This is a genomic window from Youngiibacter multivorans, assembly GCF_017873395.1.
GTDB lineage: Bacteria > Bacillota > Clostridia > Clostridiales > Clostridiaceae > Youngiibacter > Youngiibacter multivorans.
The window spans coordinates 51890-69342 of the sequence record NZ_JAGGKC010000007.1; the positions used below are offsets into that span (position 1 = coordinate 51890).

Annotated in this window: 15 protein-coding genes and 1 other annotated feature; of the genes, 2 read left to right on the forward strand and 13 right to left on the reverse strand. The window is 42.0% G+C overall.

What is annotated here, in order from left to right; all coding sequences use genetic code 11:
- Positions 1-41 precede the first annotated feature (41 nt).
- The 10 genes from dmpG to J2Z34_RS05620 all read right to left on the reverse strand — a co-directional run bounded on the left by dmpG (position 42) and on the right by J2Z34_RS05620 (position 10622).
- Positions 42-1058 carry a 4-hydroxy-2-oxovalerate aldolase gene (gene dmpG / locus J2Z34_RS05575; RefSeq protein WP_209458882.1) on the reverse strand — a complete coding sequence of 339 codons (1017 nt, stop codon included), beginning with the start codon at positions 1056-1058 and terminating at the stop codon, positions 42-44.
- A complete protein-coding gene (locus tag J2Z34_RS05580; RefSeq protein ID WP_209458883.1) occupies positions 1058-1930 on the reverse strand; it encodes an acetaldehyde dehydrogenase (acetylating) in 873 nt (290 codons plus the stop codon). Before J2Z34_RS05580 ends, dmpG begins: the two co-directional genes overlap by 1 nt.
- Before the next feature lie 19 nt (positions 1931-1949).
- On the reverse strand, positions 1950-2738 hold the full coding sequence (locus tag J2Z34_RS05585) for a 2-keto-4-pentenoate hydratase (RefSeq protein WP_209458884.1): 789 nt from the start codon (positions 2736-2738) through the stop codon (positions 1950-1952).
- Between the two features lie 347 nt (positions 2739-3085).
- Positions 3086-4168, reverse strand: coding sequence for a M24 family metallopeptidase (locus J2Z34_RS05590; RefSeq protein WP_209458885.1), 1083 nt, complete (start codon positions 4166-4168; stop codon positions 3086-3088).
- Positions 4169-4206: 38 nt separating this feature from the next.
- Positions 4207-5460: a benzoate/H(+) symporter BenE family transporter gene (locus J2Z34_RS05595; protein WP_209458886.1), complete on the reverse strand. Its 1254-nt coding sequence runs from the start codon at positions 5458-5460 to the stop codon at positions 4207-4209.
- A 172-nt stretch (positions 5461-5632) separates the two neighbouring features.
- A complete protein-coding gene (locus J2Z34_RS05600) occupies positions 5633-7102 on the reverse strand; it encodes a hypothetical protein (protein ID WP_209458887.1) in 1470 nt (489 codons plus the stop codon).
- A 28-nt stretch (positions 7103-7130) separates the two neighbouring features.
- Complete coding sequence (locus J2Z34_RS05605) at positions 7131-7736, reverse strand: (2Fe-2S)-binding protein (protein WP_209458888.1); 606 nt, start codon at positions 7734-7736, stop codon at positions 7131-7133.
- 75 nt (positions 7737-7811) lie between these two features.
- Positions 7812-8705: a molybdopterin-binding protein gene (locus J2Z34_RS05610; RefSeq protein ID WP_209458889.1), complete on the reverse strand. Its 894-nt coding sequence runs from the start codon at positions 8703-8705 to the stop codon at positions 7812-7814.
- A 1-nt stretch (position 8706) separates the two neighbouring features.
- Entirely contained in the window at positions 8707-9519 is an 813-nt protein-coding gene (locus J2Z34_RS05615) for a beta/alpha barrel domain-containing protein (protein ID WP_209458890.1), read from the reverse strand.
- A gap of 338 nt (positions 9520-9857) precedes the next feature.
- Positions 9858-10622: an IclR family transcriptional regulator gene (locus J2Z34_RS05620; protein WP_209458891.1), complete on the reverse strand. Its 765-nt coding sequence runs from the start codon at positions 10620-10622 to the stop codon at positions 9858-9860.
- A gap of 347 nt (positions 10623-10969) precedes the next feature.
- Between J2Z34_RS05620 and J2Z34_RS05625 the strand changes: the two genes are divergently transcribed.
- Positions 10970-11671, forward strand: a complete 702-nt coding sequence (locus J2Z34_RS05625) for a putative ABC transporter permease (RefSeq protein WP_209458892.1) — start codon at positions 10970-10972, stop codon at positions 11669-11671.
- Positions 11672-11686: 15 nt separating this feature from the next.
- Here the strand turns inward: J2Z34_RS05625 and J2Z34_RS05630 are convergent, their stop codons facing one another.
- Complete coding sequence (locus J2Z34_RS05630) at positions 11687-12358, reverse strand: metallophosphoesterase family protein (protein WP_209458893.1); 672 nt, start codon at positions 12356-12358, stop codon at positions 11687-11689.
- Between the two features lie 134 nt (positions 12359-12492).
- Here J2Z34_RS05630 and J2Z34_RS05635 point away from each other — a divergent pair, with 134 nt between their 5' ends.
- The gene (locus J2Z34_RS05635; RefSeq protein WP_209458894.1) at positions 12493-13401 is read left to right on the forward strand and encodes an AEC family transporter; all 909 of its coding nucleotides are present in this window, start codon (positions 12493-12495) and stop codon (positions 13399-13401) included.
- A gap of 170 nt (positions 13402-13571) precedes the next feature.
- Here the strand turns inward: J2Z34_RS05635 and J2Z34_RS05640 are convergent, their stop codons facing one another.
- Together J2Z34_RS05640 and ilvB are read right to left on the reverse strand one after the other, a co-directional pair.
- Complete coding sequence (locus J2Z34_RS05640; protein ID WP_209458895.1) at positions 13572-15104, reverse strand: 2-isopropylmalate synthase; 1533 nt, start codon at positions 15102-15104, stop codon at positions 13572-13574.
- Between the two features lie 288 nt (positions 15105-15392).
- Positions 15393-15635 (reverse strand) — a binding site (T-box leader).
- Between the two features lie 157 nt (positions 15636-15792).
- Positions 15793-17451 (reverse strand): biosynthetic-type acetolactate synthase large subunit, encoded by a 1659-nt coding sequence (gene ilvB, locus J2Z34_RS05645; RefSeq protein ID WP_209458896.1) that lies wholly within the window; start codon positions 17449-17451, stop codon positions 15793-15795.
- Positions 17452-17453: the final 2 nt, after the last annotated feature.

Below are 17453 nucleotides of genomic sequence, written 5' to 3' on the forward strand. Positions count from 1 at the left end.
AAAACTTAAAGTGATTTACTTAACCTGATTCCATAAATAATCTATTTAACTTTGTTTTGAGCAATCTCGTTTGCGACTTCAATTATCCAGTCTTCTTGACCTCCAACAGCACGCCTTCTGCCTAACTCAATAAGTATGTCTCTTAAATCTACACCAAACCGAGCCGAAGCTCTTCTGGCATGTAGCATAAAGCTTGAATACACTCCAGCATACCCACAAATAAGTGCATCCAGGTTAGTCTGTGCAGTTACTCCCTTAGACAAAAGCACGGGTGCCAATGCTTCAGTACTCGCGTCCATAGTCTTATATAGGTCAGCTCCATGCTCTAAACCCATCCTGTTAAACACTGCAACCAGGGTATCAGTCGGAGTATTTCCAGCTCCGGCTCCAAGCCCTGAGAGTGAACCATCGATATAAGTGGCACCGGCATCTACGGCTGCAATACTGTTGGCGATTGCAAGTCCCAGATTGTTGTGGCTGTGAAAGCCGATTGGGATTGAGAGATTTGCCTTAAGAAGGCTAATCTTCTCGGTAACATCAGCTGGAAGCATTGCACCTGCTGAATCAGTGCAATAGACTACATCAGCCCCGTAGCTTTCCATCTTCTTCGCTTCCTGCAGCACTCTCTCAGCATCAGCCATATGCGCCATCATAAGGAAACCTACAGTCCAGAGACCCATTTTCTTGGCTGCCTTGATGTGCTGCTCTGCAACATCGGCTTCGGTCACATGAGTAGCCACCCTGACTGCAGTTGCTCCTGCATGTACTGCTTCCTCAAGGTCTTCAACAGATCCAATCCCTGGAATCAGAAGAACTGTAACCTTTGCTCTCTTTACAACCCCGGCGGCTGCCCTGATCACATCCAGCTCTTTGTAGTTAGAGAATCCGTAGTTTATTGTTGATCCTGTAAGGCCATCACCATGTCCGATTTCAATCAGGTCAATTCCAGCCTCATCGAGTGCCTTTGCTACCTTAGCCACATCCTCAGGAGAAAATTGATGGGAAACTGTATGACTTCCATCCCTTAGGGTTGTATCAGTTAGATATATTTTAGCCATTAATTTGCTCCTCCCATTAGCTTTCCAGCATACTTCTCTGCAGTATGCACTGCAGCTGCAGTGATTATATCAAGGTTACCAGAGTAAACCGGAAGATAATCTCCCAGTCCTTCCACCTCGATCATTGTAGTAACAATATTGTTCTGTATAATTGGTTCGAGAAGATACCTGTAGCCTGGTACATATTCCTTGATTTTTTCAACCATGCTATCCACTGATTTCTTTATGGCATCGATGTCAGGATTCTCCACAATCGTATAGATTGTGTTCCTCATGTATATTGGAGGTTCTGCCGGGTTAAGCACGATTATTACCTTTGCATTATCCGCTCCACCTACGTCCATAAGCGCTTTCTTAGTTGTGACTGTAAATTCGTCAATATTCGCTCTAGTGCCAGGACCTGCACTTTTTGAGCTTATTGAAGAAATTACTTCAGCATACTTAACATTAGCCGCTTGGTTTATTGCATATACAATAGGTGTCGTAGCTTGACCTGCACAGGTAACCATATTGAGGTTTGGTTGTTCCAGCATTTCCTCTGTTAGATTGACCGCAGGAACAGTGAATGGTCCAATCGCTGCAGGAGTAAGGTCTAATGTGAAAATCCCCTTGTCCTTCAGAAGAGGACCATTGACAAGATGTGCAGAGGCACTAGTGCAATCAAAAGCAATTTTAATTCCTTCGATTTCAAGGAGGTGGCTGATTCCGTCTGCCGAAGCGTCAATGCCTCTCTCCCTAGCGTATTCGATTCCTTTAGATTCAGCAATTCCGACTATTGTAGCAACTTCAAGTAATGGGCTTCTCTGTATTTTATTCAACAGGTCCAAACCAATGTTTCCAGGACCTATAATACCTACCTTAATTTTCTCCATTTTAATCTCCTTAGTACTATTAAATAAATTTTACTTTGACTTCTCCAATGTTCTCATACACTGCTGTGAACTCATCTCCGGCTTCAGCTGCTAACGCTGCGCTGAAAGCACCAGATAATACTATTTCTCCCTTTTTTAGACTTACACCAAATTCGGAAAGAGTATTTGCAAGCCATGCTACAGCTGTAGCAGGATCCCCCAAAACATCGCTTCCAATTCCCTCATTTATGTACTCACCATTCTTGAATAGCTTCATTCTAATTGATAGGAGGTCTGTTTTTAAAGGGTCTATTCTCTCCTTACCTACAACATACATGCCTGATGATGCATTATCCGCCACCGTATCAATGATGTTTATTTTCCAATTAGCAATTCTTGAGTCAACAATTTCAATTGATGGTACGACATAGTCAGTAGCATCAATCACATCTTTCGATGTCACGCCAGGTCCTGCAAGATCTTTTTTCAAAACAAATGCAAGCTCACCTTCAACCTTTGGCTGCAAAAGTTTCCTTCTATCCACAATTTCATCTTTCACTTCCATGGTATCTAAAAGATGTCCAAAATCTGGTCTATTGACTCCAAGCAGGTTTTGCATTGCAAGTGAAGTCAACCCAATTTTTTTTCCGGTTATTTTTTTTCCATCAACTACTTCTTTACGGATATTCAAGAGCTGTATCGCATATGCATCAGATATCTCTATTTCAGGATTTTCCTTTGATATCGCACTGACAGGTATGCAAGTCCTCTCTGCCTGTTTGAGTAAATTGGCTAATTCTTCGTAAGTATATTCCTTTGTTATTGGCATTTTACCCTCCCCTTTCTCATAAATGAGTTGCGCTTTGATTAGAATGAGTTAGCAATTTATTTTGATATTGATGAGCCTTAAATTTCCTAAAGATCCATACATTTCCATGTCAATTAAATAGTAACGAAGACAGCATCACACTGGATGTATAGGAAATTTTGCAAATAAGCAGATTTGAAATTGCCGAAGCAAAAAATTATTTGCGTAATAACTTAGAGTCAAAATAGATTAATACTAGAATCATATATATGGTATCACTATTGAAGTAAGAACTTATGATAATTCCCCAGCTGCATTATTTAGACAAATCATGCAGCCAGAGAATCCTACCTGATAAACACCATTTGTTATTTGTCAGTTAGATTAATACATCCTTCCTTCTTAATAAGAATAGTGTCAGTTATTCTTGGTCCTCCAACGTTGGCAAGGTATATGGTTGGAAGAAGCAGGTCAATGACCATGTTTTCCTGAAGAATCTGGCCGGAATCCTTACTAATTATTGGATAAAATTCTGATTGCCTAATACCCACTCCGTACCCTATTGTCGGAAGAAATAATTTTGCATAACCATTGTCATGGACTTCCTTATACGCAGCCTCATAGACTTCACCGGCGGTAGCCCCCGGCTTAGCAGCTTCTATTGCCAGCTCTTGAGCTCTTGTAAGTACATTGTATATTTTTTTTGTTTCTGTTTTAACATTTCCAAGAAATACCGTTCTACACATTTTCGCAGTATAGCCCTTGTAAGTTGCGCCAAGATGAATGACTACCGGTTCATTGTCATTTAAAGAATATTCACCAGCGTACGGATGCACCAGCTGTTGCCTGTCATGTCTAAGGACTTGCATTCTGAATGAAGGTCCCTCTGATCCAGCTTTTCTCATTGCATATTCGGCTTCGGCCAACACATCAGTCTCCCTGATTCCAGGTCTTACAAAGTTTGTAGCAGCCATCATTCCAATCCTGCAAAATTCTGCAGCCTTAGAAATTAGTTCAATTTCACTCTCATCCTTAATCGAACGTATCTTATAACATGTTTCGGCAATATCTCCAAAATAAACTCCATTAACAAAGTCCCTTAGACACTGGAAATCCTTTAGCGATATGAAGTATCTTGTGAAGCCCAGCCTAGGTCTGTCTATGCCTAGCCCGTTTATAACATCTGCTGTCTTCTTGCTGATGTTCTCTTCCGGGAAAAAGTATGGAACAACGTTCATTCCTGAAACTTCTCTAACATGTCTTGCGTCAAGCCAGAGGCATATAAAAACAGGATCACCTTTTCGCGGGATAATAATTGAACCCGCTTCAATATCTGTAAGCATTGAGAAATAGATGATATTTTCTCTATCCATTATCACAGCTGCGTCTAAGCCAAGTACATCAAGCTCAGACTTAAGTCTCGAGATTCTACCTCTTACTACTTCGTTCATTATATCCTCCAATGCCGCCTAAAGGTTATTCAGCTGCTTTACTTATCTGATTGAAAATCATGCCTGTCTGCTATAAGAGATACTACTATACCAACAACAAGAGCCCAGAATGCTGCACCGATACTGAAGAATGTTACTCCGCTGACTCCAACTATTAGCGCTGCAAATGCTCCAGTCTTGTACTTGCCAGTTCCAAATCCATCCTTAAAAGAACCTATCAGAACGCTGATCATTGCAAGTCCAGCTAGGACACTTACTAAAGGTGCTGGAATTATCTTAATCACACTAATTGCAAAGCTTGCTACCAATCCGAATGACATAAAAAATATTCCGTTTACTACTGATGCTGCATATCTTCCTGCTTTGTCCTCACCCGCTTCTTCGCTCGAACAGATTGCTGTCATTGGACCAGCGATGTTCGCATTATGAGCACCTACTAATCCGGAAAGCATCCCACCTATTCCACTGACCACAGTCATGGCGTTAACAGGTGTCTTGTAGCCTTGTCCAAATAGAACCCCAATTGCCTGAGCATTCTCAGCTCCAACTACCAGCGCTGCAAGAGGTACTGAAACTGAAAGTATCGTTGCGACATTAAATTTTGGAGCAACAAACTGTGGTGGAATGTACTTGAAATCAAGACCTGCTGTATCCAAACCACCAGTTAGCATAATTGCTACTATTGCAAAAAGTATTGCTCCAAGTATAGGAGAAATCTTTTTCCCTAGCTTAGGTGTAATAAAAAATCCGACGATAGCAGCGCCGCAAACTATAGGTAGTGCAACTGTTGCTGTCACTATTCCTGTTCCAAATCTAAGCATTACTCCGCCTATCATTCCCATAACTATCGGCAGAGGTAGGAACTTCATTACCTTCCCAATCAATCCTGATAATCCTAGCAAAAGAACTATAACTCCAGCCATTATGAAGGCTCCAGCCGCCTCGTTGAATGTGAATCCAATCAATGAAGTCGCGAGCATTGATGCTCCAGGAATAGAAAACGCTCCCACAATTGGTTGCTTGTAGTACAGGGCCATTAAAAGACTAATCAAGCCACCGAATACATATATTCCAAATATCCAGGATACCGTCTGCTCAGTTGTATATCCAGCACTTGTGCTTGCTTTTATTGTCACAAGTGCAGGTCCTGTACATCCGAATACGGCTGCCACAAATCCTGTGGTTATGGCCTTTGAACTTAGATATTTTCTGAGATCCTTAAGTCCAGATTTGAATCCTGGTCCTTCCTCAATTATTCTTCTTTTGTTGGATGCCGCTGTTACACTGCTCATTCTTTTACTCCTCTTATTTTATTTGACCTGTTGATATAACGATATAGGGAATTTTGATTTCTGATCATATCCAGGTTGCTACAGTGTTTTATATTATTGGACAGATGAGGGCATCTGAGCTATCTGTACTCGGAAGTGACACCCTCATTCATTTATGCTAACACAGCGCAAATTACTTCAATTTCAGCTTATCGAGGATGGAAATATCCACCCCTCTTTGTTTTAACCATTTTGGCAGCAGGATTTTATCAACTCTTTCACTTACTTGCGGAGCCTTCTCAACAAGGAATTCAGCCAATGACTTACTAACATTCATTCCAGCCATTGCTCCATCGAATATCAGAACCTTATCAGTCCCTGATGCATTGTATGCAAAATTCATTGCGGCTTCAGCTGTTTTAACTACGCTTGCATATGTCATATAATCCTGATTTAGCGGGTCCGTATCGAACAGGTCACTTTGTGTCTGACCAACCACAAGTGTCGGGATATGCTTTGAGAAAAATGCTGATGGATACCCAAGCCATGCGTAGTTATGAACACAGATCTTAACAGCAGGATTCATCGGAGGAATGCTATCAAGCATAGGTTTCTCATGTTTGTTATAGAACGCCTCTGTATACCACGTATATGCAGGAAGTGGAGTTTCCATATCATATAAATCTGTATTTGCTCCCACGAAATTACCGTAAATGACGCCAGCAGAAAATACATATGGTACTGGGCACGGAAAGTCTAGAGCAACAATGCATTCGTCAATTTCACCGAACAGTGTCATTATTTTGCCGTAGTACTGGCAACCTAGGAAGGTAGCCCTTTCATTCAGAGCATAAAGGTCCGCATCAGAGTCTACACCAATGATTCCATGAGGTCCAACGTTCAAGAAGGAAGCAAAGGCAAATTTACTCTGAACAAATTCCGAGTCAAATATTGCTCTCGCTGTAAAGTTTGCTGCTCTTGGTCCTAAGTTCTGATGATATGTGCTTCGTGTCTCTATTCTTGCATATGACATACCAAAAGGTTTGACCGCCTTGTCAACCTGTCTGTGAAAGTGGACTTCACGTACATCTGTATGATGTGCATGAATAATCCATGTTGCATCGTATACTTTTTTCAACCCATACAGGGTACCAATTTCCGTCTCAATGGGAATACCTTCATCAACAGGAGCCATTCCTATTGCTTTTCCATTAAAATAGGTATCTAGACCATATCTCTTGATGTATTCTTCGGTTTCTCTGAATCTCATTCCAACACCAGCTCTTAGCCGTATGTTTGTACAGCCTGTCTTTTCAGAAACGACATCCTTTATTGCTTTTAGAAGTTCAGCATATGGTTGGCCACCATAGAGCGTGAATCCATGATGGGATGCAAGTATGTTTACTGTATGTTCAGACTTTATCTTGCTCATGTCAATCTGCCTCAGCGAGTCGACTGCAGCCCTGTATACTTCCTTTATCGCCTCCTCATTGTTAGCTGTTGGAAAAATAGTATCTGGAAGATCCGGAAAAATTTCCTTAAGTTTAATCGATACCATGCCTGGCATTTCGGAAATCCTTGTTTTAACAAGCTTTGGATCAATTCCATACTGAGACGTCTTTGGCTCAATTGGTCTGATTGGTGCATGTAAAAAATTCTCCATATTTCTCTCCTTTCAATTCCTTTAGGATCTAACTATTCTTTGTGTGAACTATTTCATCAAGAAGCTTCCGATCCTCTTCAAAATAGAATCCTCTGCTTCCATATTTTTCCTTAACTTTGTCTGGTATTGTCCATGCAGTTGCAGTTGTACCATACCACTGCCAGCCACCTTTAATTGGAACCAGTTCATTACCAGCAGCTTCAACCATTCTAAGAAGCGGTTGGATACACTCAATAGTACAACCTGTACGCATTCCGGTCATTGCCGAGACTTCTTCAGGTGTCTTAGCCCCACTTATTAGAGCAGCTGCAACCTCTTCGGCTCTTACTCCTACGCAATAACAGAGAGTCTGCTGAGGATTAAGGTGTGCTTTCTCGCACATTTCCCTGATTTCTTCTTGGTCAAACTTTGATACATCTACTCCAATTTGAATCGGTTCATCTCTTTTCACCATCTTTATTGCATAGAAGGGGCATCTTTGTTCACAGTTACTGCAGCCTGTGCAAGCATCATTGTCAACCTTCGCCTTTCGATCGACAACTTTTATTGTAAGCACAGGACATACTTTTTCGCATATCTTGCATCCTGTACATACATTTTCGTCAACAACAGCAAGCATTGTAATGTTTTTCATCTTGTTCCTCCTTTATTTGTGAATTAAAGTTCAGGTTTTTGTCATCTATATACACAGTCTTAATGAACCGGCATATTACTTATGATGATGAAATCTTTTATTAGCAATCTTTTCAGCTAGCGCATTTGCCAAAAGCCCCGCTGTGGTATTCTTATCATAATTTGACTCTATAGCATTCATTAGAACTTCTGTTGCTACTTTCACTTCATCATTCGGTCCAGGAAGAGATACTATCATCGATGGTCCTACTGTTCCGACTGCTATCCTGACTCCATCCTTAACGTGTCTGCCTGTACCTTGTTTGAATTTCACAATATATGGCGTTGCAGCAGCTGGATCAATTTCGAGTACACTCTCAACTGTTTTGTCTTTATCCTCCGCACCTACACCGCCTGTAGTTATTATCAACCCATAAGCTCTTGAAACTGCATCCGATATTTTATATACCATTTCATCGAAATCATCCTCAATAATATCTCCTACAGTTACATTGAACCCTCTTTCTTCCAGAATCCTTTTTAAATATGGTGTATTTGTATCTTCAATCATATTTTTCTTTAACTCAAAACCAGTTGGGAATACGATCGCTCTTTTAGAAATCTTCTCTCTCATTTCCTGTACCATGGAATCTACATTTTTGCTTATTTCTACCGGATTTACAGTATTAGCACATATCATGCCCAATATTCCGTTTGAATGTATGTATGTCTCGTTTGTTATTGTAATCCCATCAATCCTGGATATTGCATCGAGAAGCTCCTTCTCTTTTCCAATAATGTTCTCAGTAGGGATGTCCTTTTCAAGGATATCCAAAGTTATATGCTCCGGTCTGACATCAACTACTAGAACCTTACTACAATCTATTCCAAATACTTTTGCAGTTTCATTTGCGATATCCGTCAAATTTGTATTCGATAAGAAAATATTATTTATCCAAAGTTCAGTTTTTTCTAGTAGATTTATTCCCATTTCATTCACCTTCCATATCTGTAGCCACATCCAATTTCATATCAAGTAATAATGCATCCACAATTTCCTTCCCAATACACAGCGCTTCAATCTTGTAACTACATAGTTCTGGAATATCATCTATCTTAATTCCACCAGAGAAAGCTACCTTTACTTCTCCACCCTTCCCAGTAAATTCAAGCGTCTTTAGGCATTCGTCGAGATCAGCAATATTCCCAGTATCAACCATCAGCAAATTACATCCACCTTCTATAGCTTCTAACGTTTCTTCTACTACAGACTTATCCTTCCCCTTTATTTGAATTACTTTCACAAGGTTGTCTAGTTCATCTACTGATTTAAGTGCATCTTTTATTGACCCAAGCATTCTAATATAATTTTTATCCAGATAAACCATAGGAGTACGGCTAATCCTTACATCTGCTCCTCCAGTAGCAATTGCTTTGCGTATGGAACCCTTTATTTCATTAGGCATTTTCTTTAATGATCCTGAAACAATTCTTACCCGCCCGTCAGCTAATCTCACTGCTCTTCTCGCAGCGGTCGCTATCCCTGAATATTTGGACATGCAACCAATAATTCTATCTTCTGCAACAGTAATCTGCTTGGGACTTCCTGATACCCAGGCTATCTTATCACAAGGATTAAGTTCATCCCCTTCATTTTTGTAGAATCCAATTTCGATGCCAATTTCCAAAGCTGCTTTTTCAGCCTCAACTATTCCTGAAAGACATCCACCTTTCTCAGCTGTTATTGTTGCTATAACTTTGCGATCAAAAATCCCTTTGAAAATAGTGTCCCTGATATCGTTCATTTTTCATCCCTTTCGACATTGCTGAATGCCATTTTGAATTATAGAAATAATTTATGGGGTATTTAGCCCCTATGTCAAACCGTTTTCTAAACGTCGTAATTGTATCACAAAAAGCAGAATCAAAATAGTAATTTCAATTTCCATTAAGTCCTGTGAAATATTATTCCTGGCTCCTAGTACCATGAAAGTTTAATTTGACTAACCTGAAATCAAATCTGTAATTTGATAGTATTCTATGCAACTTCATCAGCTTATCCCCAAAACTTAACGCACATATTCAGCATTGCCGAACACCATTCTCATTTATATTGTGTAATTAAGTGCATTTCTGCACTTAACTATCCTTCATAACCTAATTTCCTTGATATTTCTTGTGCTGCTTCAGTTACAAGTTTTATCGCACTGTCCTTTTTGGCATCTGTCATCCTTAATGTCGGTCCTGAAGTGCTTATAGCATACTTGACATTTCCAAACCTATCGAATATCGGTGCAGCTACGCAGTAAAGACCCTGTGTATATTCTTCATCATCAATCGAGTATCCCCTTGACTTGATTTTACTCAATTCTACTATGAGTTCTTTTTTATCCGTAATTGTTTTCGGTGCTTTCTTGTCAAGGTTCTCAGGAAGATGCCTCTCTACTTCATCATATTCCAAATTGGCTAGTATAGCCTTCCCTACTCCTGTACAGTACGCTGGTATCCTTGAGCCTATCTTCGTTATAATTCTAATTGACTGATTTGATTCTTTTTTTCCTATATATACGACATCTTTGTCATCTAGTAAACACATATGTACTGTCTCATCAAGCTTATTGCACAAATCAGCAAGGTATGGTTCTGCAATTTCATTAACATCCATACTATTTGATACTATAGCTCCAAGTTCCATCAAACCAAGCCCTAAACGGTACTTTTGGCTTCGATCATCCTGAGCAATCAAACCATGATATTTTAGTGTGCTGATTATTCCATGAATAGTGCTCTTATTTATGTCAAGCCTTTCTGCAATTTCTGCAAGACTGAGTTCCCTGTTTCTTTCAGAGAAGCACTTAAGTATCATAACTGCCCTGTCAATTGATTGTACTCTACCCGTTCTATCCATATCTACCTGCCAGTCTTTATTTATGAACTGATAATAACATACTGAAAAGGGTTTGTGAATAGGTTTTCAAAAAATATTTCGCATTGTCAAATACCATTCTCGAACATTGATGTGACCTCCATATCTCCTTGTCACATATGATTCCAGTTAATCATACCATTGAACTAATGCTGAGCCTATTTTAATACCAGTCGATTACAGAAAGTACCCACTTGAAAAAATGGATTCAACTTAGAAACCATCCCATGATTGTTAACAGTTTTGTTCACGTAACTTTGTTGCATTTCCCATTAATCCGGACTATTCTCAATGTGAAAGAAGGCCATCAGTATCAGGAGATGATTAAGATGAGGACCTTGAAGCTAAATGGAAAGTTAATCCAGATTTCAAGTTCCAATCATGAAGTCAGGGTTGATAAGCTTGCTTTTGGCAATCTGTTCTGGCTTTTTCTCGGTTTCTGCCTGGTTGGATACATATTCGAAACCCTGATTGCCTTTTTGGAGTTTGGGTCATTTCAGAGCAAAGCCGGCCTGATTTATGGTCCGTTTTCACAGATCTATGGAATTGGAGCACTCCTATCCGTCCTTCTTTACAGATTCGTCAGAAACAGTACTCACCTTGCCAAATTTCTTTTTTATAGCGCAACCGGTTCGATTTTCGAATTTTCAGCCGGAGTCCTGCATGAAAATATCCTAGGCAGCTACTCCTGGGACTACTCTTCACATGTTCTGAGCTTCGGCACAGGCAGGACAGACATTCTCTATTCACTTGTCTGGGGATTGTCCGCCATGCTTATCGTGTACAAGGTATACCCCATGGTCTGCAGGATCTATGACAGCGTAGGAAGGAGGACTACATCATTAGCTACACTTGTATTTTGCACCCTGTTGTCAGCTGATATGCTTGTCAAAAGCCTTGCTGTAGCAAGATATTCAGAGAAGCATTACGGAGAGCCGCCTTCAACATCCATCGAGGCTTTTATGGACCTCCAGTTCCCTGATGACTTCATGGAAAGGATATATCCCACAATGCTATTCCTTGAACGGTGAGCATTATGATTTCTATCATATGAATATACCGTTTGTGTATAGCATTGTGAAGTTACCAGGGTAATCCTCCTCCATATGGAGATGGGCAAAATACCAGTGCCTGAACCCGGTCAGCTGCTTAACCCTTTCAAGGTATAGGTTAAGTTCCTTTTCGGGATCGTGGTTCGGAAAAATCATGTTCATTACAGACTCAGGAGCAGCATGGGTAATGATGTAATCCACCTTGAAGCTATGTTTCTCAAGATTCTTCATCCCTTCCTCATATTCTGCAAGGCTAGGCATTTCCTCCGCCCACCAGGATACTCCTTCTCTTCTTAAATATTTGTCTATGCTGTAGCCTCCCCCGAATGTGAAGAATTTCTTTCCTTCAATAGAGTATACCTGACCCCTCATCAGATGGATGACATTCTCCCGTATGAAATGGACCTTTCCACCGTTCCACATCTCCAGAGGGTACTTGAATAGCGTATCAAAGTTCTCATGGTTTCCGTCAATGAATAGCACTGTATAAGGAAGCTTTGCTAAAGTATCAAGGAAATTCCTTTCCCTCTGGTCATTCAGGAACACGAATCCAAAATCACCGGCAACTATGAGAAAATCTCCCTCACCCAGTCCCTTGAGATAAGGGCACCTATCTTCATCGAACCTCCACTCCCAGCCATGTACGTCTCCTGTAATGCAAATCATAGCAATCACTTCCTTAACTATATTCATAAGTATTATACCTGATTGTCAAAAACACAGACAATTTGACATAATTAATCTTGTCTGCACTTCTCAAAGTGATACAATAAATAATAGCAGCAGCAAGGGGGAAGGTTATGGAAGGTTTTCTAAAGATGGCAGAGATACAGGGAGTTCTCCTTGTATATCTAATTGTGGGCTTCATAGCCAGAAAGGTCAAGATTATAACTCCTGAGACAAGGCCCAGTTATACTAACTTCGTCATCTACATACTCCTCCCATGCATGATATTCATGTCATTCTCGGAACAGATAACAAGCGAGCAGCTAAAATCAACGATGATACTACTTATGATTTCATTCACAGTAGCTATATTCTCTTACATCCTTGGAAAAGTGCTCTTTAGAAATTATCCCTACAGGAGAAGAAGCCTAATGCAATATGGCACCCTGATCAGCAATTCAGCCTTTGCAGGAATGCCTATGATCTATTATGCATACGGTGAGCTTGGCCTATTCTACGCATCTATATATATCATCCCATTAAGGATCCTCATGTGGTCTGCAGGCATCTCACTATTCACTGAAGCAGACTTCAGGACCAAGGTAAAGAATGTCCTTCTAAACCCGGGGATAATCGCCGTCGAGCTCGGTGCCGCAAGGATGCTTCTTCAGGTACCTATACATCCGAGCCTTTCAACAGCACTCAAGAGCGTAGGCAACGCCACAATGCCCATGTCTATGATACTCATTGGAACCATTCTTGCAGAAATAAGCATCCGAGATCTCCTGGATAGGGATGTCGTGTACATGACGGTCTTGAGGCTCATCCTGCTGCCAGGAATTGTCCTCCTGGCGCTGAAGGCGATTGGAACTGATCCTCTGATCACTGCAGTTACGGTCCTCCTTACAGGAATGCCCGTTGGCAGCACAGCTGCCATACTTGCTGAAAAATACGGGGCTGATTTCAGCTTCGGGTCAAAGATCGTATTCACCACAACCATACTTTCACTGATTACAGTTCCCGTACTTTCAATATTTTTATGAATATGCTGCGAGGACCCGTCTGATTCAGACGGGTCCTCTTCATAAGGGGATTTTCGTTATCTTTTGTTCTTCAAAATGCTTTTGTTATTACCCTCGCATTAAGCTGAGGCTTGACATTAGTCCACCATTATCCTATGTTCCATCATTAATAGCCATTAGCCCGGAATAAGCTATACTGTCATTCTTTCCTCATGCTTCTTCCCGTTTTTCATCGATTTGTTTATGGCATCAATAAATGCCTTGATGCTCGCTTCAACTACATCAGTGCTTACGCCCTTGCCATTGTAAGTGTATTCACCGTCCTGGATCTTGACCGTCGCCTTGCCCATTGCGTCCTGGCCTTCAGTAATGCTATGCAGAGTGTAATCAAGAAGCTCGAGTTCCTTCCCTACAATCTTCTCCACAGCCTTGAACGAAGCATCCACAGGTCCATCGCCATATTCCACAGCCTCCATAGTCTCATTCTGTTTCCTGACCCATACTGTTGCCTCTGAAGGTCTGCCCTTCCTGCTGACAATATCAAATTTCTCAAGAGTAAATACCTGGTCGTTCTGGTCATCCCTTTCAATGATGGACACGATATCTTCATCGAATACCTGCTTCTTCTTGTCAGCAAGGATCTTGAACTCCTTGAATGCTGCATCAATCTCATCATCTGTGAGCTCATAGCCTAAGGTGACAATTCTGTCCTTAAAGGCATGCCTGCCTGAGTGCTTTCCAAGAACCATCTTTGATACGTTCAGGCCTACTGACTCAGGGGTCATGATCTCATAGGTACTCCTGTTCTCAAGCATTCCATGCTGATGGATTCCGGCCTCATGGGAGAATGCGTTTGCCCCTACTATCGCCTTGTTTGGCTGAACAGCGACACCCGTTATGGAAGTCAGCAGCTTGCTTGCCTTCATTATCTGTGTCGTGTCTATCCTTGTAATGGCATTGTAGTAGTCTCTCCTGGTGGAGAGAGCCATGACTATTTCTTCAAGAGATGCATTGCCCGCCCTCTCTCCAATGCCGTTCATGGTGCATTCCACCTGGTCGGCCCCTGCAAGGACCGCGTACAGAGTGTTCGCCACTCCAAGCCCCAGGTCATTGTGACAGTGCACCGAGATCTGTGCCTTGTGTATGTTCGGCACGTTCTCCTTGATGTCCTTTATCAGGTTGAACATCTCAAAGGGAGTTGCATATCCCACAGTATCTGGAATGTTAATGACGGTCGCTCCGGCATCTATGACATCCTTTATTATCCTGTAGAGGAATTCCTTCCTGGACCTTGTAGCATCCTCGCAGGAGAATTCAACATCACTTATGAACCTCTTTGCGTATTTCACACCAGCCACTGCACTCTCGACAACCTCTTCAGGTGTCTGCTTCAGCTTGTATTTCATATGTATGTCCGAAGTAGCTATAAACGTGTGGATTCTCGGGCTTACAGCATCCTTCAGAGCCTCATAGGAGCTCCAGATGTCCTTCTCGAGGGTCCTCGAAAGTGATGCCACTGTCGAGTCCTTTATCACTCTTGATATTTCCTTGACCGACCTGAAATCTCCGGGAGATGCTATGGCGAATCCTGCCTCGATGATATCGACCTTCAAGGCTTCAAGCTGCTTCGCCATTACTATCTTCTCTTCCAGGTTCATGCTGCAGCCTGGTGACTGTTCACCATCCCTTAATGTCGTATCGAATACTCTTATCATCTTCTCCATCTCATACCTCCATGATTTGACTTTAGTTACAGAATTATGATGCCTGCTTTTGATTCTTGTCCTTAATTTTTATCTTCTGTTTTTTGATTGCATGCCTTGATCTGATTATCCGGCCTTTGCCAGCAGTGTCTTCCTTAGTTGCAAAATTACGAAAAGTTTTATATCCCTGTTATTTAATTATTTTATTTTATTTCTTATGTTCGATCCCTACAGATGATGGTGTTCGATGCCTCCCTCTCCACTTGCTTGTAAACAAAAAACCCGCCCCTGGGATACAATTAATTGTATCCCAGGAACGGGTGATATACCGTGGTACCATCCTGGTTCGCCCCCTATACGGAAGCCTCTGTCAGATCGGGGAAAATCCCTAATCCCGTGCACTATAACGTATGCACATACCGTAAAGAGCTACTTAAGTGTTCACCCTTTCAGTTCAGGAGTGAGTTATGTTCCAGTCTTCACTCCGGCTTTCAGCAACCGCCGGATCTCTGCAGAGAAGATGTGGAGTTTTTTCTCCGTCACAACCTTTTTAGATATTATTGATACTTTACCTTGATTCTCAAAATAAGTCAATACTATTTTTAACTATTCGGCAAAATTTTGCGCATTAGTTAACATAGTCACCACGTTAAATCTATAGCCGTAACAAAATGCTAATGTAAATCGCAATTATTGCCACTTTGTCATTCTAGTCAAGTATAAGCTCATCGATGCTCTTTCCCGGTGGAACCATCGGGAATACCTTGAAGTCCTTGTCTATGACGCAGTTGACAACTGTAGGCCTGCCTGTCGCAAGAGCTTTTTTAAGGATCTCATCAGCATCTTCCTTTCTTTCAAGGTTGAAGCCAACAGCCCCGAATGCTTCGCAGAGCTTGACATAGTCAATTCCTGGTCCCAGATCCGTATAGGAGTACCTCTCATCATAGAAGAGTGTCTGCCATTGCCTGACCATTCCAAGGACCTGGTTGTTGATTACAATTACAACTATTGGGATGTCATACTTTACAGCAGTTATTAGCTCATTCAGGTTCATCCTGAAGCAGCCGTCTCCTGCTATGTTAAGGACGGTCTTGTCAGGGTTTCCAAGCTTTGTTCCTATCGCAGCTCCCATACCGAATCCCATTGTTCCGAGACCTCCAGATGTTATAAGCTGCCTTGGTTTCTTGAATTTGTAGTACTGTGCAGCCCACATCTGATGCTGTCCGACTTCTGTGCAGACAAGCGCATCGCCGTTTGTCAGCTCATAGAGCTTCTCAATGACATACTGTCCTGTCAGGCCTTCTCCGACCTTGAGCGGGAATTTCTCCTTCAGGCATTCAACCTCTTCGATCCATTCCTTGTGGTCCATCTGCTCAATTTTTGCGTTGAGCGCACCAAGGACTTCCTTGATGTCACCAACTACAAAGTGGTCCGATGTGATGTTCTTGTTGATTTCAGCCGGATCTATGTCAATATGCAGTATGTCAGCCTTCTTGGCGAAGGTATCCGCCCTGCCTATGACTCTGTCACTGAACCTTGCTCCTATTACGACAAGCAGGTCGCATCTTGTTATCCCTATATTGGAGGCCTTGGAGCCATGCATCCCTATCATTCCTGTGTACAGCGGATCTTCCCCAGGGAAGGCGCCGGTGCCCATGAGGCTGCAGGTGACTGGCGCATCAAGCTTCTTGGCGAACTCGAAGAGTTCCTTCTCAGCCTGAGACATTACCGCTCCACCACCAACCATTATGAAAGGCTTCTTTGCATTCATAAGGAGGTCTGCTGCATTCTCCAGGTCAAACTGATTAACTGCTTCAAGTGATTTGTAAGGCTTCTTTGGCTCCTCATATGTATATTCCGTCTTCTGTGCTGTGATATCCTTAGGGATATCAACCAGGACAGGTCCCGGTCTTCCGCTTTTTGCGATATGGAAGGCCTCTCTAAGCATCCTGGCCAGGTCCTTGATGTCCTTTACCAGGAAATTGTGCTTGGTTATGGGCATGGTTACTCCGCAGATGTCTATTTCCTGGAAGCTGTCCTTGCCGATAAGATTCATAGGTACGTTTGCAGTGATTGCTACCATCGGAGTCGAATCCATATACGCTGTTGCAATTCCTGTAACAAGGTTCGTAGCACCCGGTCCAGATGTTGCCAGGCACACGCCTACCTTACCGGTAGACCTGGCATACCCGTCAGCGGCATGGGCAGCACCCTGCTCATGGGAGGTCAGGTAATGCTTGATTTCACTGCTGTGCTTGTACAGCTCATCATAAATATTAAGGATGGTTCCTCCAGGGAACCCGAATACAGTGTCGACCCCCTGTTCTTTCAGACACTCTATAACTATCTGTGCGCCTGTTAGCATCATAT